Origin of the sequence: Leclercia sp. CFBP8987 (assembly GCF_034044995.2) — a bacterium.
Classification (GTDB): Bacteria; Pseudomonadota; Gammaproteobacteria; order Enterobacterales; family Enterobacteriaceae; genus Enterobacter; species Enterobacter tamurae.
Map to the genome: position 1 here is coordinate 3,085,481 of NZ_CM188255.1, position 26,635 is coordinate 3,112,115.

The window sequence follows — 26,635 nt, forward strand, 5'->3', positions numbered from 1 at the left end:
TATTTATTTGACTGAAAAATATTCTAAGCGGACATGGCGGGAGTGACAGAAAGGATTTATTGCACTGTTTTTATCCTGGACAAGACATTTGCTCAAACGAAGAACTGTGCAATGATAACGACGTTATATGCTTTTTTTATCGTTACACCATTAATAACTCTCAAATCCCCCCTAATCCTTAGCCCGATACTGTTATCGGGCTTTTTTTACCGTCTCCTTATCGCAAAAGCATAAATACAATCAATGAAACCATCATTTCAATAACCCACTGATATATATATTAATACATAATAAGTATACAAATTTAGAAACTATAAATATCACATATAATGAAATTATTATTAATATTTTGAAATAGTCTAAATGATTTGGTTACATTTATTTTTAAACAGTAAAATCCCGCCCTGAAATAGTATTAAACCCGTAACCCGGAGAGGGTTACGTATATTCATTAAGAAAATACTTTGAAGGGAATATATAATGAAAAGAAAAGTTCTGGCAGTTCTCGTCCCTGTTTTGTTAAGCGCTGGCGCAGTAAACGCGGCTGAAATCTACAACAAGGACGGCAATAAATTCGATCTGTACGGAAAGATGGTCGGCGAGCATATCTGGGACAAAACCGACGATAGCAACAGTGAAAACGCTGATACCTCCTACGCCCGTTTCGGTATCAAGGGCGAAACACAAATTAGCGACGACCTGACCGGTTACGGCCAGTTTGAGTACAACATGACCGCCAGCGCCCCGGAAGGCGAGCAGGATGAGAGCACCCGTCTGGCGTTCGCTGGCCTGAAGTTCGGTGACTACGGTTCATTTGACTATGGCCGTAACTATGGCGTGGCCTACGATGCCGGTGCATATACCGATATGCTGGTTGAATGGGGTGGCGACTCCTGGGTTCACACCGACAACTTTATGACAGGCCGTACTACCGGTGTGGCGACTTATCGCAACACGGACTTCTTCGGTGCGGTTGAAGGCCTGGATTTTGCGCTGCAGTATCAGGGTAAAAACCACGAAAACCAGGTGAAAACAGCTAATGGCGACGGTTACAGCACCTCGCTGGCCTACAACTTCGATGGCTTTGGCTTCGTGGGTGTCTACGGCAAGTCTGACCGCACCAACAAACAGTCTGCTGACGGCTATGGCGATACCGCTGAAGTCTGGTCTCTGGCAGCGAAGTATGATGCCAACAACCTTTACGCTGCGGTGATGTACGGTGAAACCCGCAACATGACCTGGGCGGGTGGTGATGTCGGATTTGCCAACAAAACCCAGAACGTCGAAGCCGTGGTGCAGTACCAGTTTGACTTCGGCCTGCGTCCTTCTCTGGGCTACGTCTATTCCACAGGCAAAGATCTGGGTGAACGCAACGGTCGTGGCGGATTTAACGCCGACCTCGTGAACTATGTTGAACTGGGTACCTGGTACTACTTCAACAAGAACATGAACGTCTACACCGCATACAAATTTAACCTGCTGGATGAAGACGACGCAGCCCGAGCCGGCGGTCACTCTGACGACCAGTTCGCGCTGGGTATCGTTTACCAGTTCTGATTTTCTGGCAAGCCTCTGTTAAGCCCGCTACGCAGCGGGCTTTTTGCTTTTTGCCCGCCACCAGATTTACATAGCTTTAACAAATTAGCGCCATCAGCCATAATGCCCGCTTTCTGCATCTCCTGGAGTTTCAATGCGCGATTTGCCGCCCCTTCCTCCTACGCACAAGCGCCCAATGAAACTGAACACCCTGGTCACGCTGATGGTCTACAGCGTAACGGGCGCGATCCTGCTGGTGATTTTTGTGCTCTATTTTGCGCAAATTACCCGTGCCACGCGGGATGGCGTGCGGGATACCGCCCTCGCGGTTGCCAGAACCCTGGCCGACAGCCCGGAGGTGATCCGCGGCTTATCCTTGCCTCCGGAGAGCAACATTATTCAGCCTGTGGCCCTGGCAGTGATGCAGCGTAATAACCTGCTGTTTGCCGTCGTTACCGACATGCGGGGGATCCGCTATTCACATCCCAACGGTGCCCTGCTCGGCAAAACCTTCATTGGGGAGGATCTTCAGCCTGCGCTGGAAGACAAAGAGAACGTTGCCGTAAACCACGGGGTACTCGACGAGGCGCTGCGGGTGCTTACGCCGGTCTATGACGCTCAGCATCAGCAGATTGGGGTAGTGGCGGTGGGGATCTCCCTGAATAAAGTCGAGCAGCAGATCGCCCGCAACCGCTGGGATGCCATCTGGCTGGTTCTGTTCAGCGCCCTGCTGGGTGCACTCGGCGCATGGGGCCTGGTGCGGATGCTGAAACGCGTGCTGTTTGGCCTCGAGCCGTATCAGATTTCCGCCCTGCTGGAACAGCGTCAGGCGATGCTGCAGTCCTTGCGCGAGGGGGTGATCGCGGTGGATCAGCAGGGGCGTGTGACGATGATCAACCATGCCGCCCGGCAGATCCTGAATGCCAGCGCCAGCAGCCATGCCCTGCACGAGACGCCGCTACTGGCGAACCTACGTGAGGTATTGCATACCGGGCTGCCGCGTCAGGATCAGGAGATCAACTGCCACGGTCGGCTATTGCTCTGCAACACCCTGCCCGTCAAAAGCGATAATCAGCTGATGGGCGCCATCACCACCTTCCGCGATAAGACCGAGATCAGCCAGCTGCTACAGCGACTGGACGGTATGGTGAGCTATCTGGATGTGCTGCGCAGCCACTCCCATGAGTTTATGAACAAGCTGCATGTGATCCTCGGCCTGCTGCATATGAAGCACTATGCCAAACTGGAAGAGTACGTCCTGATGACCGCCAATGCCTGGCAGATGGATGTCGGCACGCTGCAGCGCAACGTAAAATCGCCTGTGGTGGCGGGGTTTCTGCTGGGCAAAATCAACCGCGCCAGAGAGCTGGGGTTTAGCCTGACGCTTTCCGATGCCAGTCAGGTGCCGGATAACCCGAATGAACAGCAGGTGGCGGGGCTGATCACCGTACTCGGTAATCTGATCGAGAATGCGCTGGATGCGATGGCTGCGCAGCCCGAGGGGGAGATCGGCCTGCTGCTGCACTATCAGCAGGGCTGGCTCAGCGCAGAGGTCAGTGACGATGGGCCGGGCATTGCCCCCGACCATCTGCAGGCCATTTTTAACAAAGGGTTTTCCACCAAAGGGGAAAACCGAGGTGTGGGGCTGTTTCTCGCCCGTCAGCATATTGAAAACCTGGGCGGGGAGATCGCCGTCGAATCTGAACCGGGCGTGTTTACCCAGTTTTTTGTTCAGCTTCCCTGGGACAGTGAAAGGAAAAGCGCGTGATACATGTTTTGATTGTCGATGATGATGCCATGGTGGCCGATCTCAACCGCCAGTACGTTAACCGGGTGGACGGCTTTTGCTGCTGCGGCGTGGCAACTACGCTGGCGGAGGCCGGGGCGGTGCTGAACGCCCCTGCCCGGCAGGTCGACCTGATCCTGCTGGATGTCTACATGCAGCGCGAAAATGGGCTGAGCCTGCTGCCGGTTATCCGGGCATCCGGGCGCAACACCGATGTCATTATGATCACCTCAGCGTCCGATGCCGCCACCATTCAGACCGCCATGCACTACGGCGTGGTGGATTATCTGATCAAACCGTTTCAGTTTCCGCGCTTCGAAGAGGCGTTAAACGGCTGGCGCGAGAAAAAAGCCCTGATGGCGTCACAGCAGTATCATGACCAGGCCGATGTCGATCGGCTGTTGCGCGGCGGCGCGCCAGGGCTGGCGGACAGCCGACGTCTGCCAAAAGGGCTAACCCCGCAGACGCTGCGCACGCTGTGCCTGTGGATTGATGCGCATCCGGGAACCGAGTTTTCGACCGACGATCTGGCGCACGCCGTTAATATCTCCCGGGTTTCCTGCCGCAAGTATCTGATTTGGCTGGCTCAGATCAATATTCTGCACACCAGTATTCACTATGGCGCCACCGGTCGGCCCGTGTATCGCTATCGTCTGCGTCCCGAGCAGGTTGCCCTGCTCAGACAATATTGCCACCAGGAGTAACGCCCGCAATACAACCGCTTCGGGTAAACATCCTGATTTACTTCACATATATTGTTTTGCAGCGGTAAAGGGCTGTTACTTCCCTTAACTGGAATGATAATGTACCCGGCGCACAGGATGTCTGACGAGAAAGCTAGCGGAAAGACTGACTGAAGAGATAGAGTGGCGGAGAGAGGGGGATTTGAACCCCCGGTAGAGTTGCCCCTACTCCGGTTTTCGAGACCGGTCCGTTCAGCCGCTCCGGCATCTCTCCGTTTTGATGGTTGCCATGATGCCGCGTAATTTGGCATTTTAACAGACCATAACCGTTCAATTTTGTTCAAGTGACGAGTTTGCGAGCAAAGCGATGATTAAGTGGCCCTGGAAATCGAATGAATCCGCCCGAAGCGCGGCGCTGCCGTGGGAAGAGGCGCTGGCGATCCCCGTCCTGTCCACTTTATCGGATGAGGATAAATCGCGTCTGGTGCAGCTTGCCATGCGATTCTTACAGCAAAAACGTCTGGTCCCGCTCCAGGGTTTTGATCTCGACGATCGTAAGAGTACCCGCATCGCCCTGCTCTTTTGCCTGCCGGTACTGGAATTGGGTATCGAGTGGCTGGATGGTTTCCATGAAGTGCTGATCTACCCGGCGCCGTTTGTGGTGGACGACGAATGGGAGGACGATATCGGGCTGGTGCACAGTCAGCGGATGGTGCAGTCTGGCCAAAGCTGGCAGCAAGGGCCAATTATCCTCAACTGGCTGGACATTCAGGACTCGTTCGACGCATCCGGTTTTAACCTTATCATCCATGAAGTGGCGCACAAGCTGGACACCCGCAATGGCGATCGCGCCAGCGGCGTTCCCTTTATCCCGCTGCGTGAAGTGGCTGGCTGGGAACACGATCTGCACGCCGCGATGAACAATATTCAGGATGAGATCGATCTGGTGGGCGAAAGCGCAGCCAGTATTGATGCCTACGCCGCCACCGATCCGGCCGAGTGCTTTGCAGTGTTATCGGAATATTTCTTCAGCGCGCCCGAGCTTTTTGCCCCCCGCTTCCCGGCACTGTGGCAGCGTTTTTGCCAGTTTTACCAGCAGGACCCGCTGCAACGGTTACGTGAAAATGACGGCCAGAGCGGCGATCCCGCAGCACAAGTACACTAAACCAGCACTCTGAGGCTTAATTAATCAATTGAATCAGCGCGTTGAATTTAGTGTTGACACAAAATGGCGGGGCCATTAACATGCGCCTCGTTCACACGATTCCTCTGTAGTTCAGTCGGTAGAACGGCGGACTGTTAATCCGTATGTCACTGGTTCGAGTCCAGTCAGAGGAGCCATATTTAAGAAGCCCGCTTAAGGAAACTTAAGCGGGCTTTTTGCATTCTTATTGATCAAACCCATTTTAAAGCGCAAAGCCGTAATGGGAGCCATCCGGCAGATCGACCTCGACGCGCAGTTTGCCTCCAGCCGCTTCAACATAGCGTTTCAGGGTGGAAAGCTTGATGTCACGCCCGGCCTTTTCCATCCCCGCCACCGTCGGCTGCTTTAAGCCCAGCGCCTGGGCCATTTCGTTCTGCGTTTTGTTCACTTTTTCACGCAGTTCGGCCAGATGGATGTTAAGGAGCATCTCCTCCGCTATAGCTTTGGCGGCCTCTACTACTTCAGGTTTTTCCTCAGCAAGCAGCTGTTCCAGCGTTCTGCCCATACCTCACTCCTTTCCTTCTTTATTGTTCAGATAAGCCGTTAATTCACGATCCGCCAGCGGGATCATCTCCTCATAGAAGCGTTTTTCGTTTCCGGCTTTGTTACCCGCACAAAGGATGATCCCTGTCCGGAACGGATCGAATGCGAAGAATGCCCGCAAGGGCTGACCACCACACTGCACCCGTAACTCTTTCATATTGTGATAGCGGGAACGCTTGATGGTGTCCGCCCAGGGTCGCGGCAGTAGCGGGCCCTTCGTCTGCAATACGATTAACGCCGCCAGCATAGCGCTACGTTCCCGGCCATCCAGCGAACTTAACCAACGATCAAACGTGTCCGTCGTTTCAATCTTCCACACAAGTCCTCCCTGATAATATAGATTAAAATCTATATAGGTTAAAGCCTATATAGAAATTATCTTTTTTACGGGAGGAAGAAAGTGTGGCTGAGGGAAACTGGACGAGACTTCGCAAGAAACTTCATCATGCAATGTAACTGCGTTCACCGTCGGAACCGGGGTAGAAAAAACCCCGCGATGCGGGGTCGGTTGGGCTATATCTGATAGTCAATGGCCACTTCTTCGGACTCCATGACCTGACGCTTGATCTCATCCACCGAGAGCCCCGCGTTGCAGAGTTCGATAAAGCGCCAGACATAGTTGCGCTGCAGCTGGCCGCGCTTAAGCCCGAGCCAGACGGTGTTGGCATCAAACAGGTGACGGGTATCGAGACGCACCAGGCTACCCTGCTCGAGCTCGCCGCCGGACTGTTCCGCCACCAGCCCAATGCCCAATCCCAGTTCAACGTAGGTGCGGATCACATCAGAATCCTGAGCGCTGAGCACCACATCCGGGGTCAGGCCTTTGCGGTTAAAGGCCTCGTCAATACGCGAACGCCCGGTAATGCCCTGACGGTAGGTAATCAGCGGCCATTTGGCGATAGCGTCCAGGGTCAACGGAGAGACCTGCGTCAGCGGGTGATCGACCGGCAGCAGTAGACTGTGATGCCAGCGGAACCACGGGAATGCGGCCAGCAGCGGGTCGTTGCTTAAGCGCTCACTGGCGATACCGATATCCGCCCCGCCGTTTTGCAGCAGGACTTCTATCTCCTGCGGCGTGCCCTGGATCAGCTCCAGACGCACGTCAGGGAACAGCTCACGGAAGGCCTTGATCACCGGCGGCAGGCTATATCGGGCCTGAGTATGGGTAGTGGCGATGGTCAATACGCCGGAGGCATCGTTGGTAAAAAGATCGGCCAGGCGGCGCACGTTGCTGGCTTCATTCAGAATGCGCTCAGCGATGGTCAACAGCGCCTTGCCGGGCTCGGTCATTCCCAGCAGACGCTTGCCGCGACGAATGAAGATCTCAATGCCCAGCTCCTCCTCCAGCTCGCGAATATGACGGCTGACGCCCGACTGGGAGGTATAGAGCATGTTGGCGACCTCGGTCAGGTTGTAATCCCGACGGGCCGCCTCACGGATGATTTTAAGTTGCTGGAAATTCACGGTTCACTCCGGCGGATCTGACATAGCGCTATTGTTAGAGCGTGCCCGTCGTGAGAACAAATAATAAAAACCCGCAACTTATACCTTTATGGAATATCAGCTGACCAGCTGCAGCTCGCGATTCTCCAGCGATGGACGACTCACCAGCGACATCAGTATCTCCTTCACCGCCTGCGCCTGCGGTGTGAGTGCGCCGCGCGCCGAGACGTTCAGCGACAGTGGCAGGCTCATTGACGGCGAGGAAATTCGCGCCATCCAGCCGTTGGCGGCGCTGGAGAGCGAGCGGGCTGCCGATTCAGGCAGTACCGTTACGCCCATTCCGCTGGCAATGGCGGCGGTCAGCGTGGAGATAGAGTCGATCTCGCCAATTATTTTGGCCGTCAGACGACGCAGGGAGAAAGCCTCATCGACGCGCAAACGCACGGCGCTGTAGTCGCGAGGTAAGAACAGATTCATCTCGGCTACCGCGGTTAAATCCACGCTCTGTCCCGGACAGTCGCGCGTTCCCACCAGGAAGAGATCTTCTTTCAGCAGCGGCTGGCTGGTGATGCCCGCCACGGGAGAGCGATCGTAAAGTACCGCCATATCCAGTTGTCCGCCGAGCAATTTATCGTTGAGCGCCGAACCGCTGTTCTCGTGGAGATAGACCAGTACCTCCGGCAGCTCCGCGCGCACCGCCTGCAGCAGCGGCATGGTGACTGACGAGGCCGCCGTGCCCGGCGCCAGGCCGATCGACACCTGACCGCTCAGCGTCTGTCCTACATTGCCCACCGCCAACTGGGCCTGTTCGCACTGGCGCAGAATAGTGCGGGCGTGGGTGTAGAGGATCTTGCCCGCTTCGGTTGGCGTTACGCCGCGTTTCGTGCGGATCAACAGCTGTTGATCCAGCTCACCTTCCAGAGTGGCCACCTGCTGGCTCAGTGCCGGCTGTGCGATATGCAACACTTCAGCGGCCTGGGTCAGGCTACCGATATCGACGATTTTTACGAAGTATTTCAGTCGTCTTAAGTTCATTTTGCCCCCTGTACGAAATGCGTTGCCGGTTCCGGCGCGAATGTACTGAGGGTTTTGCAAGATGCTTGCCAGTTTTTAAAAGAGGTCCGATAAGTCCGCTAAGCGGCGGAAAATAAGGAAATCTAATCATTGCCCGCGCTTTTAAACATGAAACAGCGGTTTATGATCTGCCCCATTCGGGGTATATGCGCACCAAAAACGTGCAATCCGTTGCTGAAACCGCCACTTTGCTGATTTTGTCAGCAAACGATTCACACAGGTGGTATCACCCTTTGACAAGTGCAGGCGACGCCGCTAATATTCGCCCCGTTCACACGATTCCTCTGTAGTTCAGTCGGTAGAACGGCGGACTGTTAATCCGTATGTCACTGGTTCGAGTCCAGTCAGAGGAGCCACATTTAAGAAGCCCGCTTAAGGAAACTTAAGCGGGCTTTTTGCTTTAACTGTCTGGCTTACTGGCTGGAGGTCATCACCAGCGGCGTGCTTTGCGCCCCGAAGCCGATATTCACCGGCATTCCCGACCGACGCTCCAGCGCCCCGCTCACCCGTACGGCATCCACATCCGCCCCGTTAAGCTGCGCGCGTAGCGCAGGCGTCATTGGCAGCGGCACTTTATTGGTGGATTCAAACTCCGCGCGATTACGCGACAGCGGTTCGTGGACTTCCACCCAGCGGCTGCCGTCCGGCTCGGTGGTGACTTTTACCGGCTGATCGATCAGCTGCACCCGCGTCCCCACCGGGACATTATCGAACAGGTACTTAATATCGTCGTTACGCAGACGAATACAGCCCTGGCTGACGCGCAGCCCGATGCCAAAGTTCGAATTGGTGCCGTGAATGGCGTACAGCCTGCCAATATAGAGGGCATACAGCCCCATCGGGTTGTCCGGACCAGCGGGAACAAACGCAGGCAGGGTTTTGCCCTCTTTGGCGTAGGCGCGACGGGTGTTTGGCGTTGGTGACCAGGTTGGCCCGTCCTGCTTGCGCTCGACAGCGGTCACCCAATTACGCGGCGTCTCCCGTCCGGCTTCACCAATGCCAATAGGGAAGATCTCCACGGTGTTCCCCTCTTTTGGGTAGTAGTACAGTCGCATTTCCGCCACGTTCACTACGATCCCCTCCCGCACCGTCGGCGGTAAGATGATCTGCTGGGGCACCACCAGCTGCGAGCCAGATTTAGGTAAAAACGGATCGGCTCCCGGGTTGGCCTCCAGCATATTGCTCAGCCCCTGCCCGTACTGCGCCGCAAAGGCCTCGAGCGGCAGCCTGTTGTCAGCCGGAACGGTGATCACCTGGGGGCTCCCCACCAGACGACTTCCTTCCGGCGGCAACGGGTAACTCACCGCCAGCGCACTCTGACTGACCAGTAATGCGGCAAAACAGCCCAAAATAGTACTACGGCGCATCATTCCCTTCCTCTGTCGCTCCACGTATCAGATAAGCATAGCCTTGTTGCTGCGTTTATCGCCAGATAACCACGCATCATGTCGATAAATATCACCCGTTTAGCTCACGCCAGGATAAAAACGTTTTCACCTGCCTGCTGTCGGGGTAGTCTCATACCCGTCGCTATTTTCAGGCGGCCGCAATGTGAGTGATCTTCTCCCTATACCTATAAGAAAATAACGTCAGACAGGACCACTATGGACACCACCCTCGCATCCCCGTCCCCCGATGGGACAGCACCATCGCTTCATCGCGCGCGCCGCGCGGCCCTCGGCAGTTTTGCCGGTGCGGTTGTCGACTGGTACGATTTTCTGCTGTACGGCATTACCGCCGCGCTGGTCTTTAACCGCGAATTTTTTCCGCAAATAAGCCCGGCGATGGGCACGCTCGCCGCCTTTGCCACCTTTGGTGTCGGCTTTCTGTTCCGCCCGCTCGGCGGGGTGATCTTCGGTCACTTCGGCGACAAGCTGGGCCGCAAGCGGATGCTGATGCTGACGGTGTGGATGATGGGCATCGCCACCGCGCTGATTGGTATTCTGCCCTCCTTTACCGCGATTGGCTGGTGGGCACCGGTGCTGCTGGTCACCCTGCGCGCCGTTCAGGGCTTCGCCGTCGGCGGCGAATGGGGCGGCGCGGCGCTGCTGTCGGTAGAGAGCGCCCCGGCGCGTAAAAAAGCCTTCTACAGCAGCGGCGTCCAGGTGGGTTATGGCGTTGGCCTGCTGCTCTCTACCGGGCTGGTCTCGCTGATCAGCACGCTTACCACCGACGAGCAGTTCCTGAGCTGGGGCTGGAGGATCCCGTTCCTGTTCAGCATTGTGCTGGTGCTGGCAGCCCTGTGGGTGCGTAAAGGGATGGATGAGTCCGCCGAATTCGAGCAGCAGCGTCAGCAACCCGCCGAAAAACGCCGTCTGCCGGTGATGGATGCGTTGATCCGCCATCCGGGGGCGTTTCTGAAAATCATCGCCCTGCGCCTGTGCGAACTGCTGACGATGTACATCGTCACGGCTTTTGCTCTGAGCTACTCCACCCAGAACCTCGGCCTGCCCCGCGAGCTGTTTCTCAATATTGGCCTGCTGGTGGGTGGTATTAGCTGCCTGACCATCCCCTGCTTTGCGTGGCTGGCAGACCGCTTTGGCCGCCGTCGGGTCTATATCACCGGTGCGCTAACCGGGGCTGTTAGCACCTTCCCGTTCTTTATGGCGCTTGAAGCCCAGTCGGTGTTCTGGATTGTGGTGTTCGCTATCCTGCTGGCGAATATCGCCCATGACATGGTGGTGTGCGTTCAGCAGCCGATGTTTACCGAAATGTTTGGCGCGAGCTACCGCTACAGCGGCGCGGGTGTGGGCTACCAGGTGGCGAGCGTGGTTGGCGGCGGGTTTACGCCGTTTATTGCCGCTGCGCTGGTGACCTTTTCCGGCGGGGACTGGCACAGCGTGGCCATCTATCTGCTGGCCGGATGTTTGCTCTCTGCCGCCACGGCTCTGCTGATGAAACCGGCTTCATCCTGATACTTTAGTTTCACATCCAGGTGACATACTATCGGTGAACGCCGTACACCTGTGGAACAAGGAGACAGAGATGAATAATAAGGGCTCCAGCCTGACCCCGGCTCAGGCACTGGAAACGCTGGATGCGCTGTACGATCAGGCGGTCAACGCCTTACGCAGCGCCATCAGCGAGTATATTAAAGACGGAACGCTCCCGGATGCAGAGGCCAGAATGAATGGCCTCTTTGTTTATCCTTCGCTTTCCGTGACCTGGGATGGTAGCGCCACCAATACGCCGAAGACCCGCGCCTATGCGCGCTTTACCCACGCTGGCTGCTACTCCACTACCATTACCCGGCCGACGCTGTTTCGCCCGTATCTGGAAGAGCAACTGACGCTGCTGTATCAGGATTACGGCGCCCACATCACCGTCGAGCCGTCGCGGCATGAGATCCCCTATCCGTATGTTATCGACGGTTCCGAACTGACGCTGGACCGCTCCATGAGCGCGGGCCTGACGCGCCACTTCCCGACCACCGAACTGTCGCAGATTGGGGATGAGACCGCCGACGGGATCTACCATCCGGCGGAGTTTTCCCCGCTGTCGCACTTTGACGCCCGCCGCGTCGATTTTTCGCTGGCGCGCCTGCGTCACTACACCGGCACTCCGGCGGAACATTTCCAGCCGTTCGTACTGTTCACCAACTACACCCGCTATGTGGATGAGTTTGTGCGCTGGGGCTGTAGCCAGATCCTCGATCCGGACAGCCCGTACATCGCCCTCTCCTGCGCGGGCGGGATCTGGATCACCGCCGAAACCGAAGCCCCGGAGCAGGCCATCTCCGATCTGGCGTGGAAGAAGCATCAGATGCCGGCCTGGCACCTGGTCACCGCCGACGGCCAGGGCATCACTCTGATCAACATCGGGGTGGGCCCGTCGAACGCCAAAACCATCTGCGATCACCTCGCGGTCCTGCGTCCGGACGTCTGGCTGATGATTGGCCACTGCGGCGGGCTGCGTGAGAGCCAGCTGATTGGCGATTACGTGCTGGCCCACGCTTACCTGCGTGACGATCACGTCCTGGATGCGGTGCTGCCGCCGGACATTCCGATCCCGAGCATTGCCGAAGTGCAGCGGGCGCTGTACGACGCCACCAAAGAGGTGAGCGGCATGCCGGGCGAAGAGGTTAAACAGCGTCTGCGTACCGGGACGGTGGTCACCACCGACGATCGTAACTGGGAGCTGCGCTACTCGGCGTCGGCGCTGCGCTTCAACTTAAGCCGCGCGGTGGCTATCGATATGGAGAGCGCCACTATCGCCGCCCAGGGTTATCGCTTCCGCGTCCCTTATGGCACCCTGCTGTGCGTCTCCGATAAGCCGCTGCACGGCGAAATTAAGCTCCCTGGCCAGGCGAACCGTTTTTACGAGGGGGCGATCTCCGAGCACCTGCAGATTGGCATTCGCGCCATCGACCTGCTGCGTGCCGAGGGGGATAAGCTGCACTCGCGCAAACTGCGTACCTTTAACGAGCCGCCGTTCCGCTAATCATAAAAAAGGAAAGTTATGCAAACCACATCACCGCTCTCTGCCCTGCGCCAGTGGCTGGAAACCCAGGCGCTGGACGGCATCATCGTCCCGCGTACCGATGCCTTTCAGAGCGAGTACTGCCACCCGCATGACGACGTTCTCGCCTGGCTGACCGGCTTTGATGGCTCAGCGGGCCACGCCCTGATCCTGCGCGATCGCGCGCTGCTGTTTGTCGACGGACGCTATCAGGTGCAGGCCCGTGAACAGGTGGACCTGGCGGAGATTGAGATCCTGCATCTGCACAACGATCCGCTGGCGGACTGGCTGGATCGGCATGTCGGGGCGGGCTCCCGGATTGCCTTTGAAGCCCTGCTGATGACCAACGCTCAGTACGAGGCGCTGAACGCCAGCCATTGCGAACTTGTCGCCCTGAAGGATTCGCCGTTCGACAGCCTGTGGCAGGATCGCCCGGCCCCGCCCGTGGGCGCGATCCGCGAGATGCCGGTTGAGATCAGCGGTGAAAGCAGTGCCGACAAGCGCCAGCGCGTGGCTGCTCTCCTGGCAGAGCGCAATGCCGATTATCTGGCTATCACCCAGCCGGACAACATTGCCTGGCTGCTGAACGTGCGCGGGAGCGATATTCCCATGAGCCCGGTGCCGAACTCGTTTGCTCTGTTGAGCCGCGAGGGCGCGGTGGAGTGGTTTGTCACCCTTGAGAAAACGCAGGGACTTTCCGCATCCCTACTGGAGAGCCTGACGCTGGCCCCTGAAGCCGATTTTCTGCCGCGCAGCCAGCAGCTATGCGCGGGGAAGCGGGTGATGGTAGATGCCGATTCTGCCCCTGTCGCCCTACGCTTTGCCGTTGAGCCGCAGGGTGAGATCCTCTGGCACGCCGACCCGATCACCGCCATGAAAGCGCATAAAAACCCGACCGAGCTGGCGGGCTACCGTGACAGCCATCAGCAGGATGGTGTGGCGTGGGTTAACTTCCTTGCCTGGCTGGCGCACGAGGTGCCCCGCCGGGAGGCTGCGGGTAATCCGCTCACCGAGCTGGAAGCGCAGGCGCAGCAACTGGTGTTCCGCCAGCAGCGACCGGGCTTTATCGAGCAGAGTTTTGCCACCATTTCCGCCTCGGCCAGCAATGCGGCGATGTGTCATTACCACTCCAGCGAGCAGACCAATGCGGCCATTACCCGTGCCCATTTTTATCTGAACGATTCCGGCGGTCAGTACCATAACGGCACCACCGACGCCACGCGTACCCTGGCCTTCGGCCCCCTGAACGCCCAGTGTCGTCTGCACTACACCGCGGTGCTGAAAGGCTTTTTATCGCTTATCTCCCTGCAGTTCCCGTCCGGCACCTGTGGGCATCAGATTGATGCTTTCGCCCGGCGCGGGCTGTGGGAGCTGGGGCTCGATTTTGATCATGGCACCGGGCACGGAGTGGGCCACCAGCTGCTGATCCATGAGAACCCGCAACGTATCGCGAAGAAGGTCAACCCGTGGCCGCTGGTGGCAGGCAATATCATCACCATCGAGCCTGGCTACTATCTGGCCGATGAGTATGGGATCCGCATTGAAAATCAGGTGGAGATTGTGGAGAGCCAGCCGGGCTTCTGCCGCTTCGCCTCGCTGACGCTGGCCCCGATCGACCTGAGCCAGGTGGAGCTGAATCTGCTCAGCGATAAGGATATCCAGTGGCTGGATGCGTATCACCAGCAGGTACGTGAGATGCTTTCGCCGCACGTTAACAGCGATGCACGCCCGTGGCTGGTTGCGGCGACGGCACCGGTGCGTGTGCAGAGATAGTGCGGCCTGATGCCCTCTCCCACAGGGAGAGGGCAAAAGCAAAAAGCCCGCTTAAGTTTCCTTAAGCGGGCTTCTTTAATTTGGCTCCTCTGACTGGACTCGAACCAGTGACATACGGATTAACAGTCCGCCGTTCTACCGACTGAACTACAGAGGAATCGTGTGAACGGGGCGAATATTAGCGATGCCACCTGGCGTTGTCAAAGGCAGATTGCAGATTTTGCATCGTTTGCCGATTTATTCCCCACTTTGCACATTCACTACCCGTTCTGAGGGGGCAACCGCCACATTATTACGCTGTGGCCGCGGGTATTTCTGCAGCCAGCGCCCGCTGATCATCCGCCAGTAGAACAGCGCCCCGCGAACCGCCCAGTCGAGGAACATGCCCAGCCAGACCCCGACCACGCCCATACCCAGCATGATCCCCAGCGTATAACCCGCGACCACACGGCAGCCCCACATGCCGAGCATCGAGACCCACATCGCGAAACGGGCATCGCGCGCCCCTTTCAGCCCGGCAGGTAACACCCATGAGGCAGCCCAGATCGGCATAAAGGCAGCGTTCAGCCAGAGCAGGATCACTACCACGTCTTTAACATCCTGCTCATGGGTATAGAATGACGCCAGCAGCCCGGCGAAGGGCGCGGTCCCCCAGGCAATAGCGGTCAGGCCAATCGTCGAGAGCCAGAATACGTGGCGTAGCTGACGTTCCGCCTGGCCGATCTGCCCCTTACCGAGCCGTTTTCCGGTGATAATGGTGGAGGCGGAACCGAGGGCGTTGCCCGGCAGGTTGATCAGTGCCGCGACGGAAAAGGCGATAAAGTTCCCGGCAATCACGTCGGTGCCCATCCCGGCCACGAACATCTGGGTCAGGAGTTTGCCGCCGTTGAACAGCACCGACTCAATACTGGCGGGCACGCCGATGCCCATCACTTCCCAGATAATGGCGAAGTTAAGCGGCTTGAAATAGCTCTTGATGCTGATGCGCAGCGACGGGTTAAAACCGACCGCCAGCACCACGATAATGGCGACAGCGCCGATATAGCGCGAGATCGTCAGCCCCAAACCGGCCCCGACAAAGCCGAGCCCGTCCCAGGAGAACAGACCGTAAATCAGCACGCTGCTGATCATAATGTTGAGGATATTCATCCCGCCGTTAATCAGCAGCGGAATTTTGGTGTTCCCTGCCCCGCGCAGCGCCCCGCTGCCAATCAGCGCAATGGCTGCAGCCGGGTAGCTGAGCACCGTCATCTCGAGATACGACAGCGCCAGAGCTTTCACCTCGCCGGTCGCCTCGCCGGCCACCACGTTGATGATCTCTTCCCCGAAATAGTGGATCACCGCCGCCAGCACAATGGAGAACAGGGTCATGATCACCAGCGACTGCCGGGCGGCAGCGCGCGCGCGTCGGGGATCGCGTTTCCCCAGGCTAAAGGCCACCACCACCGTGGTCCCGAGATCGATGGCCGCAAAGAACGAAATGATCACCATGTTGAAGCTGTCGGCCAGCCCAACGCCTGCCATTGCTTCTTTGCCGAGCCAGCTGACCAGGAAGGTGCTGAGCACCCCCATCAGCAGGACGCAGGTGTTTTCCAGAAAGATAGGCACGGCAAGGGGGGTGATTTCACGCCAGAAGAGAACCTTGTAACTCTTACGTTTGGCATACCAGGGCGTGCGCATAACGGCCTGGCGTAAAGCGGAGGTGACGTTCAAAATGGACCTTAGCGAGAAAAGTTGAAACTCCATTTCAAATGATGAGGGAGAAATGCAGATCCTGCAAAGTATTTCCCACAAAAATATGTTGGTAATTACGTCAAACTGACGACAGAATCAGCAGTTGATCGAAAGCGGGTAAGATCAGGTTTGACAAAAGTTTTTTCGCCGCTAAGATAACGCTCCACAACGATTCCTCTGTAGTTCAGTCGGTAGAACGGCGGACTGTTAATCCGTATGTCACTGGTTCGAGTCCAGTCAGAGGAGCCACATTTAAGAAGCCTGCTTTCGAGCAGGCTTTTTGCTTTTCTGCGTCCGGCTCAGGCTTTCAGAAACTGGATAAAGGTTTGCGACGCGCCGGAAAGCACGCCGAAGTGGCTGTAGATAAAGAAATCCCGCACAAACACCGTATTCTCAATCATCAGCGGTTTGATCAACTCTGCTTCCGCCTCCAGCTGATAGATCGGTGCTGGCATGGAGGTCAATAAGTCGCTGTTACAGATGAATGATTTAATCGCCGATGACGAGGAGCACTCAATCACCGGCTCCGGTGGCGACATATTATTTGCCTGATACACCTCAGACAGAATCCGCATCGGGGTGCTGTCCGTTGGTGGCATAATCCAGCCATAGGCGCTTAGCGCCTGCAGACTGAGATTTTTTTGGTTTTGCAGGGGATGCTGGCTGCGTGTAATGATATGAATGCTGTCCTGAAAGTTGATTTTTCCTCGCGTAAGCACCTTCTCGTCATGGGGCAACGGGCCACAGATCGCAATATCAATCTCATGAACTAACAACAGCTTAAACAGCTCCGAGTCGATTCTGTCGAACAACTTTATGTGCACTTCAGGGAACGCCTGATGAAAATGGTTCACTCGCTCAATAAAATGGCTCGACAGGAAGCTGGATACGCACCCGACCCTGACAATCCCCTTCCCGGCTCCGTTAAGCAGCGCCAGCTCCTGCCGCGCCTTGCGTTCGGTATTCAGTAAGGTCAGCGCATGCGGCAAAAATGCGCCCCCCTGCTCGCTCAATGAAACCCCATGTTTATGCCTTTCAAATAAAACGGTATCCAGATCGGATTCCAGCCCGGCTAACAGCCGGCTCAGGCCTGACTGGGTGATACCGAGCTTATGCGCGGCGAGCGTCAGATTTCCCTCAGAGGAAACCATAATAAACGCCTGTATTTGCTTCATTTTTATAGGCATGCCAAATACTCATTGAACGCGACATTTCCGCATTATATTTCGAATTAAATTCATCATAGTCTCGATGACAGCATAAAAACAAAACAACGGGCGACGTCATGGCGGTAATTTATTCACCGCACCTATTACTCATTCTGAAATATTTCATCAGCGAGTGATTATCGCCCTCAATGATATCCTGGTCAGAGAGGCGTTCAGAAAAATGAATATCCTATCAAACGACAGTGTGCTGTTAATATTGGGGGCGATCCTGCCGGTCATTATTACTGTATTTCTGGGTTATGTCAGTGGCCGACGAAAGGATTTCGCCTGGGAACATGCAGGCGCTATCAATAAACTGGTGATGTTATATGCGCTGCCGCTGAGCATTTTCAGCAATATGGTGATGACGCCGCGTAGCGTGGTCATGAACATGGGGCCGGTTGCGGCGGCGATTATCATTGCACTGATTGTCAGTTTTATCCTCCCCCTGCTGATTGCCCGGTATCTCTGTAAACGCGATCTGTCATTGAGTACGCTTCAGGCCCTGGCGATCGGCTCGCCTGCGGTGCCTTTCATTGGCACGTCGGTGCTGGCCTTCTTATTTGGTACCGTCAGCGCCTCTTTGATTACGGTATCGAGTATTACGCAAAACGTTTTTCAGCTGCCGCTGGTGATGATCTTAATGTCTTATGCCTCGGGAGATAAAAACGGCGCTTCATTTCTGGCAAGCGTGGTGAATGCCATTAAGCAGCCTGTGGTCTGGTCACCCGTCCTCGCCCTGCTTCTGGTAATGGTCAATATTCACATCCCGGAAACCATCGCCATGTCATTAGGTCTTTTGGGCAAAGCCACCGGGGGACTGGCACTGTTTTCAGCCGGTATCGTGCTCTATTCACGTAGCGTCGTCATTACCCTGCCGACCCTTATTACGGTCATCGCCAGAAACGTTATCGTGCCCGGAATATGTTTTCTCTTCCTCTCCGGGATGGGTTTTTCGCTGGAACAGATAAAACAGATTGTATTAACGATGGCCATTCCGGTCGGTTCAATCGCGATAATTATCGCCATGCAGTATCAAACCGGTGAGCAGGAAATGGCCTCGACCATGGCGCTGAGTATCGTGGCCTCAATCCTGACCATGGGCGGATTCATTTTATTAACCTTTTAACCAGCCAGAAATAAGCGAGGTGAAATATGCAATCAGTCGAGATTTCCGCCGCCGGAATGATTTTATATCGCCTGCAGGCGCTCGGGGTTGAATATATTTTTATTAATTCAGGTACCGACTATCCCCCGATGATGGAGGCGTATGCCCGGGCCAAAAGCGAGGGGCACGCCGTGCCGGAGCTGGTCGTCTGTCCGCATGAAAATGCCGCGATCGGCATGGCGCACGGCTATTATCTGGCCAGCGGTAAGGTGCAGGCCGTCATGGTGCATACCAATGTGGGACTAGCCAATGCGGCATGCGGGGTCATTAACCTCGCCAACAGTAATATTCCGGTGCTGATTTTTGGCGGGCGTACCCCCATCACCGAGCATTCACATTTTGGCTGCCGCAATACCCCGATTGGCTATGGTCAGGAGATGCGCGATCAGGCGGCGCTGGTACGCGAATCGGTAAAATGGGATTTTGAGTTACGTCTGGCAGACCAGGCGGGAGAACTCGTCGATCGCGCCTGGGCCATTGCCACTTCTCTGCCCAAAGGGCCGGTCTATTTAAGCCTGCCCCGGGAGCCGCTATGCGACACCTTTAACACGTCCCTCACCGCCCTGCGCGCCCGTCCCACACAGCAGCCGGTCAGCTATGCCCCCGCGCCGGAATCCCTCTGCGCCGCGGCTACCATAATTGCTAACGCCAGGCATCCGGTCCTCTTCGCTCAACGCGGCGCGCGGAGCCTCCATGGGTTCGATCTTATCAGCAGCTTCGTTGAAGAGTGGGCGATCCCGGTGGTGGAGTACTGGGGAACGGAGGTGACGCTCTCGGCCGAGCATCCGATGTACGCGGGTGATGAACCGAAATACTGGCTGGCGAATGCCGACGTGGTGATGGTGGTCGATTCGCAAGCGCCCTGGATGCTCGACAGCACCAACATCAATCCCGACTGCAATGTGATTCAGATAGGCCCTGACCCGCTTTTCTCTCGTTATCCGGTCCGGGGATATCAGGCAGATATTAACCTGGCAGGCGACGTGGAGACGGTTTTCCGGTTACTGAGCAGCGCGTTAAAACCCTGTCTCGCCGATCAGAACTGGCAAGTAAGGGGCCGCTATGCTCAGGTGGCCGCCCATAATAAGGAACAAAAAGAGAAGCGGGAGACGATCCTGACGGCCGGCCGGACTGGCCCGATTGGTAAACCCTGGCTGAGCCATTGCCTCGGTGAACTCGCCAATAAATATCACGCGAAAATTGCCTCTGAGCTAACGACCCTCCCGCAGTTCGCCAGATTCACCCACCCTGAAAGTTATTACCAGGAGGCGCTTTCCGGCGGGCTGGGAGAAGCCTTCCCCATCGCACTGGGGCTTCAGCTGGCGGATCGCGAGGCGCTGATCGTTGCCGCCGTCGGTGATGGTTCATACCTCTTCGCCAATCCGGCGGTCTGCCATCACATTGCAGAGGTGATGAAGCTGCCCGTGCTGGTGGTGATCGGTAATAACGCGGGCTGGGGGGCCGTTGCAGGCGGAACCCGAGCGCTCTACCCCGAAGGCTACGCCGCAAAAATGGCGCAGATCCCGGCCACCACCTTTACGTCATCACCCGATATGTCGGCACTTGCCGCGTCAGGCCAGGCCTGGGCGATGGCGGTTGACCGCGCCGAGATGCTGCCCGTCGTTCTTGAGGAAGCCGTCAATATTATTCGCACCCAGAAGCGTTCGGTCCTCGTAGACGTGAAGCTGGGAATGTAATCAAGGAAAAAGAGTATGTCTGGTCAGAATGTACGTTCCCTGCCCTTCCGTGCTGCCGTGGTGCGTCAGCCCGGTGGCCCGTTTGAGCTGAAAACGGTTCGCTTCCAATCGCTGCGGCCCCATGAGGTCATTGTTCGTATCGTGGCGACGGGGATGTGCCATACCGACATGGTTGCCAGGGATGGTTTATATCCGGTTCCGCAGCCTGTTGTGCTCGGCCACGAAGGGGCTGGGGTGGTAACCGCCATTGGCGCAGAGGTACAGAGGGTCACCGTAGGCGATCATGTGGTGCTGACGTTTTTATCCTGTGGAACCTGCCGCCCCTGCCTTGAAGGCGCGCCAGCCGGCTGCCAGAACTTTAATGCCCTGAATTTTTCCGGCCAGCGTTGCGACGGCAGTCATGCCCTTTGTGGCAATGATGGCCAGCTACTTCATGACCGTTTCTTCGGCCAGTCCTCGTTTGCCGAGTTTGCGGTGGTGGATCAGCGTAATGTGGTGAAGGTACGTCCTGACGCGCCGCTGGAAATGCTGGGCCCGCTGGGGTGTGGGATCCAGACGGGTGCCGGGGCGGTACTGAATGCGTTAAAGGTAAAAGCAGGTAGCACCTTTGCCGCATTTGGCGGCGGCACCGTTGGCCTGAGCGGCGTGATGGCGGCTCATGTCGCCGGTGCCACCACCATTATCGCCATTGACGTGGTTGCTGAACGGCTGGCACTGGCCCGTGAACTGGGCGCCACGCATGTCATTAACAGCCGGGAGCAGGATCCGGTCCAGGCCATCCGGGAGATCACCGGCGACGGCGTGGATTTCAGTCTGGATTCTACCGGACGCCCGGAGATAGTGCGTGCCGCGGTGGAGGCACTGCGTCCGCGCGGCCTGTGCGGGATTGTCGGCGCGTCAAAACCGGGCACAACCTTTTCACTGGATATGAATGACATGATGCAAAATTGCAAAGTGTTGCGGGGCATTGTTGAGGGAGACAGTATTCCGGATCTCTTCATCACGCAGCTGGTTGAGCTGTATATGCAGGGGCGATTCCCCATCGACAAGCTGATGCGTTTTTACGCTTTCGACCAGATAAACCAGGCCGCGGCAGACAGCGAGCGGGGTTTAACCATCAAACCGGTGATCCGCATCGGTTGATCCGGGCAACAAAAAAGCCCCCTGCCGGAGCAGAGGGCTTTTATTCATTCAGTGGCGCTTATTCGCCTTTGGCTTCAGCGTGCTTCATCTCGCCCATGACTTTCAGCTTTTTCGAGATTTCACGACGTTCTTTAGAGATCTCAGCATTTTTGATGATGTAGTCATCGACGCGGTCTTCGTAGTCACTTTTCATGCTGGCGATGATGCCCTGGATGGCTTCAACGCTCATGCCTGGCTTGATGTAATCGCTCAGGTTGTCCAGCAGCAGAACACGCTTCTGGTTGTCACGGATCTTCTTCTCAACGTCCTGGATTTCACGTTGCAGTTTGTTCTTGCGGCGGAACAGGCGGACGAATTCCAGAACATCCTGGAACGAAGGCTTGGTAGTTTCCATTTTTACACCCCTGATAATGTGAGATTCGGATTCGTTTAAACAACCGCGATGCCGTTAACCTTACTGACAGCGATTGCTGATGACAATAATTTTTCCTTTGTCCCTATCATAACCTCAATTTCTGCTGAATCGAAGCAGCAGCCATCACAACCGTGCATAGCCGCTTTTTATTTGCGCAATGCCCGGCAGATAAGATGTGACAACAGCTCCAGCTGGCGCGCAAGTTCCATGCTCAACCATACATAGCCATGAATAGGCGTTTCCGCCACGTTTTCACTGCGTTGATCGTTTATCAGCTGTCGCAGCTCGGCAACGATTTCGTTCAGCCGCTCGGTATTGGCCAGAATCGGCTGCGGATTACCTTCATAGAGCGCATGGGCTATGGTGAGCAGCGTCTGCTGCGTCATCTGCTGCGTCTCTTTTAAGGTCCGGGCATTCAGCATCACAAAGTGACTGGCCCGGGAAGCCCAGTGGGCGTTGATCTGTAGCTCCAGCATGCAGACCAGGTTGCGGCTGACGGTCTGGATCGCTTCGAAGATCGCTTTCTGAATATGGGTCTCTTTACTGGCCGGGGTGATCAGGCCGCGCATTTTTACCACGTCGTTAAGGATGGTTTGCAGATGTTTTTCCAGCCGCGGACGCTCAACCAGGTTGGGAGAAAAGCCCGCCTGATAAACCCGGTTAAAGGCAGTGACGTAGTTCGCCATCTGGATACGCCAGTGCAGGAATGCCCGCTGCGGCCAGATCCCGGTAAACAGCATCGCCAGCAGGGAACCGAGGATCACGTCGCCGCTTCGCCACAGCGCGGTGTGCATATCCCCTTGCGGCGCGCCAATCACCACCGCAAGGGTGATACCAATCAGCAGCGCCTGATAGGGTCGCTTGCCGAGCGCCAGCCAGCCGCAGAGGAACATCGCTACTGCGCACCACAGCAGCATCAGCGGCAGGGAGAACAGCTCCAGCTTCAGGGCAATCAGCCCCAGCGCCGAACCCAGAATGGTGCCGCCAATGCGCTCAAACGCGCGTGGCACCACGTTACCCCAGAAGGAGATGGGGCCCATGATTACCACCAGCGTAATCAGCGGCCAGGTGCCTTCCGGCACGTCCAGCAGACGCACCAGTAAAAAGGTGAGGATAAACGCCAGCGCGATACGGCATCCGTGCACGGTACGGTAGTGGCGATACAGTCGGATTTCAAAGGGCGTCAGAGTTTTGTCGGGGCGCACACGCTCTCCAGCATTACGGCAAACCCTGATTGTACTGCGTTTTCTGCCGGAGCGGTGGCATCCGGCAGAAAAACCCTGTGAAGCGTAAGCATACGTGCAGCGTTACGCCACCCGGTTTTGGACCGGAATAAACATCTCAATATCCCAGTAGCCGTCGGCGTTACCGTCATTCAGGTAACGTTCGAAGCAGGGTTTCGGCGCGATCTGGTAATCGACATCTTCAAGCAGGCTGTCGAAGAACAGGTTCCACGGCGTGGCGAAGTCGTGATTCTCAACGCGGGCGCTGGCTACCGCGTAATCGCCTTCGGCCACTTCGGTGAGGATCACCCCTTCACTGTTAGCGGGGATGACAAAATCGTCCGGCACGGTGACAACCGTGTCGCAGCGTAATTTTTCCGCCGGGACTTCATCAGGATTATCGTAATAGACCGCCACCCACTCCAGCGGCTGAATATGTCGGCCATCTACCCACATCACCAGTTGCTCAAAACCCTGCTTAACGGTCTGCTCCCAGGGGCCAACCATATGAAAACCGGCGATTTTGCGTTTATTCTGGTGCTTGATGCTGTAGTCCATGCTGCCTCCGATTGGTTACTGTATATACATACACTCTAATGCAGAGAAAAGCGGTTTAACAATGATGACCTGTCTATTATGCGAGCAGGCTCGCACAGTCGCCAGCCTGCTCATTCTGCCGTCAGGCTTTATGGTGCAGATAGTCGCTCAGGCGTGAGAACATCCCGCCTTTACCGACGCTTTCCAGGGTCACCAGCGGCCAGTGGGCGACCACCTTATCGCGATCGTACAGCTCGATCTCCCCGACCCGCTGATGCGCGGCGATAGGCGCTTCGAGCTCTTTTTTATCCAGCACATATTTGGCTTTGATGTTCGACAGCTCCGCTTTCGGCAGCGCCAGCCAGAAGTCCTGATCGGTGCCCAGCGAAATCTGCTCTTTATCGCCATACCAGATGCGCTCGATGCCCACCTGCTTGCCGTTACGCAGGATCTGCACGGTATCGAAGTTCTGCTGTCCCCAGTGCAGGAGCTTGCGCGCCTGATCCTCGCGGCCTTTCGGGCTCCCGGCCCCCATGATGACGGCAATCAGTCGGCGCTGACCGTCCACGGCTGAGGCAATCAGGTTAAAACCGGCGCCGGAGGTGTGCCCGGTTTTCAGGCCATCGACGTTAAGGGACTTATCCCACAGCAGGCCGTTACGGTTCTGCTGGGTGATACCGTTCCAGGTCAGGCTCTTCTCGCTGTACATGTGATAAAACGCCGGTTCACCGTGGATAATGGCCCGGGAAAGCACCGCCAGATCGAATGCCGAGCTGTGCTGGCCCGGCGCGTCCAGACCATGCACCGTTTCAAAATGGGTATCGCGCAGATTCAGCTTTTTGACGTAATCATTCATCATGGTGACGAATTGTGGCTGCCCACCCGCCACGTAATCGGCCAGCGCCACGCAGGCATCGTTGCCGGAGTCAACAATCAGGCCCCGGCTGAGGTCACGCACCGAAACCTGCTCGCCCGCCTTCAGGAACATCAGCGAGGAGCCGTCAAATACCGGATTGCCCTTGGCCCAGGCATCCTGACCAACCGTGACCATATCGTCCGGGGTGATGCGATGGCTGTCGATGGCGCGATCCACCACATAGCCGGTCATCAGCTTGGTCAGGCTGGCCGGATTGCGCTGCTGATGTTCGTTGCCCGCCGTTAAAATCTGCCCCGTCGTGTAATCCATCAGTACCCAGGAACCGGCCTGGATAGCTGGCGGCTGCGGCGCATAATTAATCGGGTCGGCAGCCAGCGCGGAAGAAATGCTCAAAGTGAGTAAAGAAACAGCAATAAACAGACGGCGTTTCAACGGTATATCCTCAGGTCATTTAAAATCGTTGCCCTTTTTACGTAAGTTTTCCGCTGGATACCTGGAATAATTGCAAAAAAATGTGACAGCACGCAGGTTTTTTCCGGACAATGCTTCGCAAATTTGCAGGCTGACGGCGCTTTTCCTTCGGCGTGCCAGGCGGGATGGTTTACCATAGTGGTGTCACTCATAAACAGGATGGTATTACTGGTGTCTGACTCCGCCGCGCTGCCTACATTTTTATTTCACGACTACGAAACCTTTGGCACCAGCCCCTCGCTGGATCGCCCTTCCCAGTTCGCCGCCATCCGCACCGATGCCGATTTCAATATCATCGGCGAGCCGGAAGTGTTCTTTTGCAAACCCGCCGATGACTATTTGCCTCAGCCCGGCGCGGTGATGGTCACCGGCATCACGCCGCAGGAAGCCCGGGAAAAAGGGGTAAATGAGGCTGAGTTTGCCCGTCGCATTCATGACCTGTTTACCGTGCCTAACACCTGCGTGGTGGGCTACAACAACGTGCGTTTCGATGACGAAGTGACCCGGCATATTTTTTACCGCAACTTCTACGATCCCTATGCCTGGAGCTGGCAAAACAAGAACTCGCGCTGGGATCTGCTGGATGTGATGCGCGCCTGCTATGCCCTGCGTCCTGAAGGGATCAACTGGCCCGAAAACGAAGACGGGTTACCCAGCTTCCGCCTTGAACATCTGACCCGCGCGAACGGCATTGAACACAGCAACGCTCATGACGCGATGGCCGATGTCTACGCCACTATCGCCATGGCGAAGCTGGTGAAGACCCGGCAGCCGAAGCTGTTTGAGTACCTGCTCAGCCATCGCAGTAAGCAGAAACTCATCACCCTGATTGACGTGCCGCAGATGAAGCCGCTGATGCACATCTCCGGGATGTTTGGCGCCTGGCGCGGAAATACCAGCTGGGTGGCCCCGCTGGCCTGGCACCCGGACAACCGCAACGCGGTGATTATGGTGGATTTGGCCGGGGATATTACCCCCCTGCTGACACTGGATAGCGACAACCTGCGCGAGCGGCTGTACACCCCAAAAGAGGCGCTGGGCGATGATGCCGCGGTGCCGGTGAAGCTGGTGCATATCAATAAGTGCCCGGTGCTGGCTCCTGCCAATACCCTGCGCCCGGACGATGCCGAACGGCTGGGCATCAACCGTCAGCACTGCCTGGACAACCTGAAACTGCTGCGGGATAACCCGCAGGTGCGCGAGAAGGTAGTGGCGATTTTTGCCGAAGCGGAGCCGTTCGTTCCGTCAGAGAACGTCGATGCTCAGCTCTATAACGGCTTTTTCAGCGACGCTGACCGCTCTGCCATGAATATCGTGCTGCAGACCGATCCCCGTAACCTGCCCGCCCTGGATATCACTTTTGCCGATCGGCGCATTAACAAGCTGATCTTTAACTACCGGGCGCGTAATTTCCCCGGCACCCTGGATGAGGCCGAGCAGGAACAGTGGTTACAGCATCGCCGCAACGTGTTTACGCCGGAGTATTTGCAGGCTTACGCCCAGGAGCTGGAGATGCTGTACGGTGAGTATGAAGGGAATGCTGAAAAGCAGGCGCTGTTAAAAGCGCTGTATCAGTATGCGCAGGAGATTGTGTAACCCGAGAAAACAAAAAAGCCGGAGGCGATGTCTCCGGCTTTTTTTTGCCCGGCGGCGCTACGCTTG

The 26,635-nt window shown here is 56.5% G+C and carries 22 protein-coding genes and 5 tRNA genes; 14 read left to right on the forward strand and 13 right to left on the reverse strand.

The features are described 5' to 3' along the window. Positions 1–480: 480 nt before the first annotated feature. The 3 genes from SOM40_RS15010 (at position 481) to dcuR (ending at position 4,026) form a co-directional block, all read left to right on the forward strand. Positions 481–1,557: a porin gene (locus SOM40_RS15010; RefSeq protein WP_106993442.1), complete on the forward strand. Its 1,077-nt coding sequence runs from the start codon at positions 481–483 to the stop codon at positions 1,555–1,557. 133 nt (positions 1,558–1,690) lie between these two features. Beyond that, complete coding sequence (locus tag SOM40_RS15015) at positions 1,691–3,304, forward strand: sensor histidine kinase (RefSeq protein ID WP_320529787.1); 1,614 nt, start codon at positions 1,691–1,693, stop codon at positions 3,302–3,304. Next, positions 3,301–4,026, forward strand: a complete 726-nt coding sequence (dcuR, locus tag SOM40_RS15020) for a two-component system response regulator DcuR (RefSeq protein ID WP_320529786.1) — start codon at positions 3,301–3,303, stop codon at positions 4,024–4,026. The genes SOM40_RS15015 and dcuR overlap by 4 nt, the downstream gene beginning before the upstream one ends. A 163-nt stretch (positions 4,027–4,189) precedes the next feature. Here dcuR and SOM40_RS15025 read toward each other — a convergent pair. Then, positions 4,190–4,279: transfer RNA gene (locus tag SOM40_RS15025), tRNA-Ser, on the reverse strand. 93 nt (positions 4,280–4,372) lie between these two features. Between SOM40_RS15025 and mtfA the strand changes: the two genes are divergently transcribed. Further along, positions 4,373–5,170, forward strand: a complete 798-nt coding sequence (gene mtfA / locus SOM40_RS15030; protein WP_106993445.1) for a DgsA anti-repressor MtfA — start codon at positions 4,373–4,375, stop codon at positions 5,168–5,170. A gap of 100 nt (positions 5,171–5,270) precedes the next feature. Then, a tRNA-Asn gene (locus SOM40_RS15035) sits at positions 5,271–5,346 on the forward strand. A gap of 65 nt (positions 5,347–5,411) precedes the next feature. Here SOM40_RS15035 and proR read toward each other — a convergent pair. The 4 genes from proR to nac form a co-directional block, all read right to left on the reverse strand. Then, positions 5,412–5,714 carry a transcriptional regulator ProR gene (gene proR / locus SOM40_RS15040; protein ID WP_106993446.1) on the reverse strand — a complete coding sequence of 101 codons (303 nt, stop codon included), beginning with the start codon at positions 5,712–5,714 and terminating at the stop codon, positions 5,412–5,414. Between the two features lie 3 nt (positions 5,715–5,717). After that, entirely contained in the window at positions 5,718–6,071 is a 354-nt protein-coding gene (locus SOM40_RS15045) for a type II toxin-antitoxin system RelE/ParE family toxin (protein WP_262673457.1), read from the reverse strand. A 194-nt stretch (positions 6,072–6,265) separates the two neighbouring features. Further along, on the reverse strand, positions 6,266–7,216 hold the full coding sequence (cbl, locus tag SOM40_RS15050; RefSeq protein WP_320529785.1) for an HTH-type transcriptional regulator Cbl: 951 nt from the start codon (positions 7,214–7,216) through the stop codon (positions 6,266–6,268). 96 nt (positions 7,217–7,312) lie between these two features. After that, positions 7,313–8,230: a nitrogen assimilation transcriptional regulator NAC gene (gene nac, locus SOM40_RS15055; protein ID WP_106993448.1), complete on the reverse strand. Its 918-nt coding sequence runs from the start codon at positions 8,228–8,230 to the stop codon at positions 7,313–7,315. A gap of 319 nt (positions 8,231–8,549) precedes the next feature. On the opposite strand from nac, the gene SOM40_RS15060 reads away from it, so the two are divergent. After that, positions 8,550–8,625 (forward strand) — tRNA-Asn (locus SOM40_RS15060). A 57-nt stretch (positions 8,626–8,682) separates the two neighbouring features. On the opposite strand, the gene ldtA is transcribed toward SOM40_RS15060, so the two are convergent. After that, on the reverse strand, positions 8,683–9,639 hold the full coding sequence (gene ldtA, locus SOM40_RS15065) for a L,D-transpeptidase (RefSeq protein ID WP_320529782.1): 957 nt from the start codon (positions 9,637–9,639) through the stop codon (positions 8,683–8,685). Between the two features lie 234 nt (positions 9,640–9,873). Here ldtA and shiA point away from each other — a divergent pair, with 234 nt between their 5' ends. The 3 genes from shiA to SOM40_RS15080 all read left to right on the forward strand — a co-directional run bounded on the left by shiA (position 9,874) and on the right by SOM40_RS15080 (position 14,500). Then, positions 9,874–11,184 carry a shikimate transporter gene (shiA, locus tag SOM40_RS15070; RefSeq protein WP_320529783.1) on the forward strand — a complete coding sequence of 437 codons (1,311 nt, stop codon included), beginning with the start codon at positions 9,874–9,876 and terminating at the stop codon, positions 11,182–11,184. Between the two features lie 70 nt (positions 11,185–11,254). Further along, positions 11,255–12,709: an AMP nucleosidase gene (locus SOM40_RS15075; RefSeq protein ID WP_106993451.1), complete on the forward strand. Its 1,455-nt coding sequence runs from the start codon at positions 11,255–11,257 to the stop codon at positions 12,707–12,709. Positions 12,710–12,727: 18 nt separating this feature from the next. Continuing rightward, positions 12,728–14,500 (forward strand): aminopeptidase P family protein, encoded by a 1,773-nt coding sequence (locus SOM40_RS15080; protein WP_320529784.1) that lies wholly within the window; start codon positions 12,728–12,730, stop codon positions 14,498–14,500. A gap of 81 nt (positions 14,501–14,581) precedes the next feature. Here the strand turns inward: SOM40_RS15080 and SOM40_RS15085 are convergent. Further along, a tRNA-Asn gene (locus SOM40_RS15085) sits at positions 14,582–14,657 on the reverse strand. 80 nt (positions 14,658–14,737) lie between these two features. Next, positions 14,738–16,246 carry an EmmdR/YeeO family multidrug/toxin efflux MATE transporter gene (locus SOM40_RS15090; protein WP_320530272.1) on the reverse strand — a complete coding sequence of 503 codons (1,509 nt, stop codon included), beginning with the start codon at positions 16,244–16,246 and terminating at the stop codon, positions 14,738–14,740. A gap of 161 nt (positions 16,247–16,407) precedes the next feature. Between SOM40_RS15090 and SOM40_RS15095 the strand changes: the two genes are divergently transcribed. Further along, positions 16,408–16,483 (forward strand) — tRNA-Asn (locus SOM40_RS15095). Between the two features lie 50 nt (positions 16,484–16,533). Here SOM40_RS15095 and SOM40_RS15100 read toward each other — a convergent pair. Continuing rightward, on the reverse strand, positions 16,534–17,421 hold the full coding sequence (locus SOM40_RS15100) for a LysR family transcriptional regulator (RefSeq protein WP_106993454.1): 888 nt from the start codon (positions 17,419–17,421) through the stop codon (positions 16,534–16,536). Positions 17,422–17,623: 202 nt separating this feature from the next. Between SOM40_RS15100 and SOM40_RS15105 the strand changes: the two genes are divergently transcribed. The 3 genes from SOM40_RS15105 to SOM40_RS15115 are packed head-to-tail and all read left to right on the forward strand — an operon-like array spanning position 17,624 to position 21,450. Further along, on the forward strand, positions 17,624–18,571 hold the full coding sequence (locus SOM40_RS15105) for an AEC family transporter (protein ID WP_106993455.1): 948 nt from the start codon (positions 17,624–17,626) through the stop codon (positions 18,569–18,571). Between the two features lie 26 nt (positions 18,572–18,597). Further along, on the forward strand, positions 18,598–20,307 hold the full coding sequence (locus SOM40_RS15110) for a thiamine pyrophosphate-requiring protein (protein WP_106993456.1): 1,710 nt from the start codon (positions 18,598–18,600) through the stop codon (positions 20,305–20,307). 15 nt (positions 20,308–20,322) lie between these two features. Continuing rightward, positions 20,323–21,450 (forward strand): NAD(P)-dependent alcohol dehydrogenase, encoded by a 1,128-nt coding sequence (locus tag SOM40_RS15115; protein ID WP_320530273.1) that lies wholly within the window; start codon positions 20,323–20,325, stop codon positions 21,448–21,450. 58 nt (positions 21,451–21,508) lie between these two features. On the opposite strand, the gene SOM40_RS15120 is transcribed toward SOM40_RS15115, so the two are convergent. The 4 genes from SOM40_RS15120 to dacD all read right to left on the reverse strand — a co-directional run bounded on the left by SOM40_RS15120 (position 21,509) and on the right by dacD (position 24,940). Continuing rightward, positions 21,509–21,844 carry a DUF496 family protein gene (locus SOM40_RS15120; RefSeq protein ID WP_103180181.1) on the reverse strand — a complete coding sequence of 112 codons (336 nt, stop codon included), beginning with the start codon at positions 21,842–21,844 and terminating at the stop codon, positions 21,509–21,511. 167 nt (positions 21,845–22,011) lie between these two features. Next, entirely contained in the window at positions 22,012–23,070 is a 1,059-nt protein-coding gene (locus SOM40_RS15125) for an FUSC family protein (RefSeq protein WP_166182913.1), read from the reverse strand. A gap of 102 nt (positions 23,071–23,172) precedes the next feature. After that, positions 23,173–23,646 (reverse strand): DNA gyrase inhibitor SbmC, encoded by a 474-nt coding sequence (gene sbmC / locus SOM40_RS15130; protein WP_106993459.1) that lies wholly within the window; start codon positions 23,644–23,646, stop codon positions 23,173–23,175. A gap of 121 nt (positions 23,647–23,767) precedes the next feature. Further along, positions 23,768–24,940: a serine-type D-Ala-D-Ala carboxypeptidase DacD gene (gene dacD, locus SOM40_RS15135; protein WP_320530413.1), complete on the reverse strand. Its 1,173-nt coding sequence runs from the start codon at positions 24,938–24,940 to the stop codon at positions 23,768–23,770. Positions 24,941–25,132: 192 nt separating this feature from the next. Here dacD and sbcB point away from each other — a divergent pair, with 192 nt between their 5' ends. Next, positions 25,133–26,569, forward strand: coding sequence for an exodeoxyribonuclease I (gene sbcB / locus SOM40_RS15140; protein ID WP_320530414.1), 1,437 nt, complete (start codon positions 25,133–25,135; stop codon positions 26,567–26,569). Positions 26,570–26,635 lie beyond the last annotated feature (66 nt).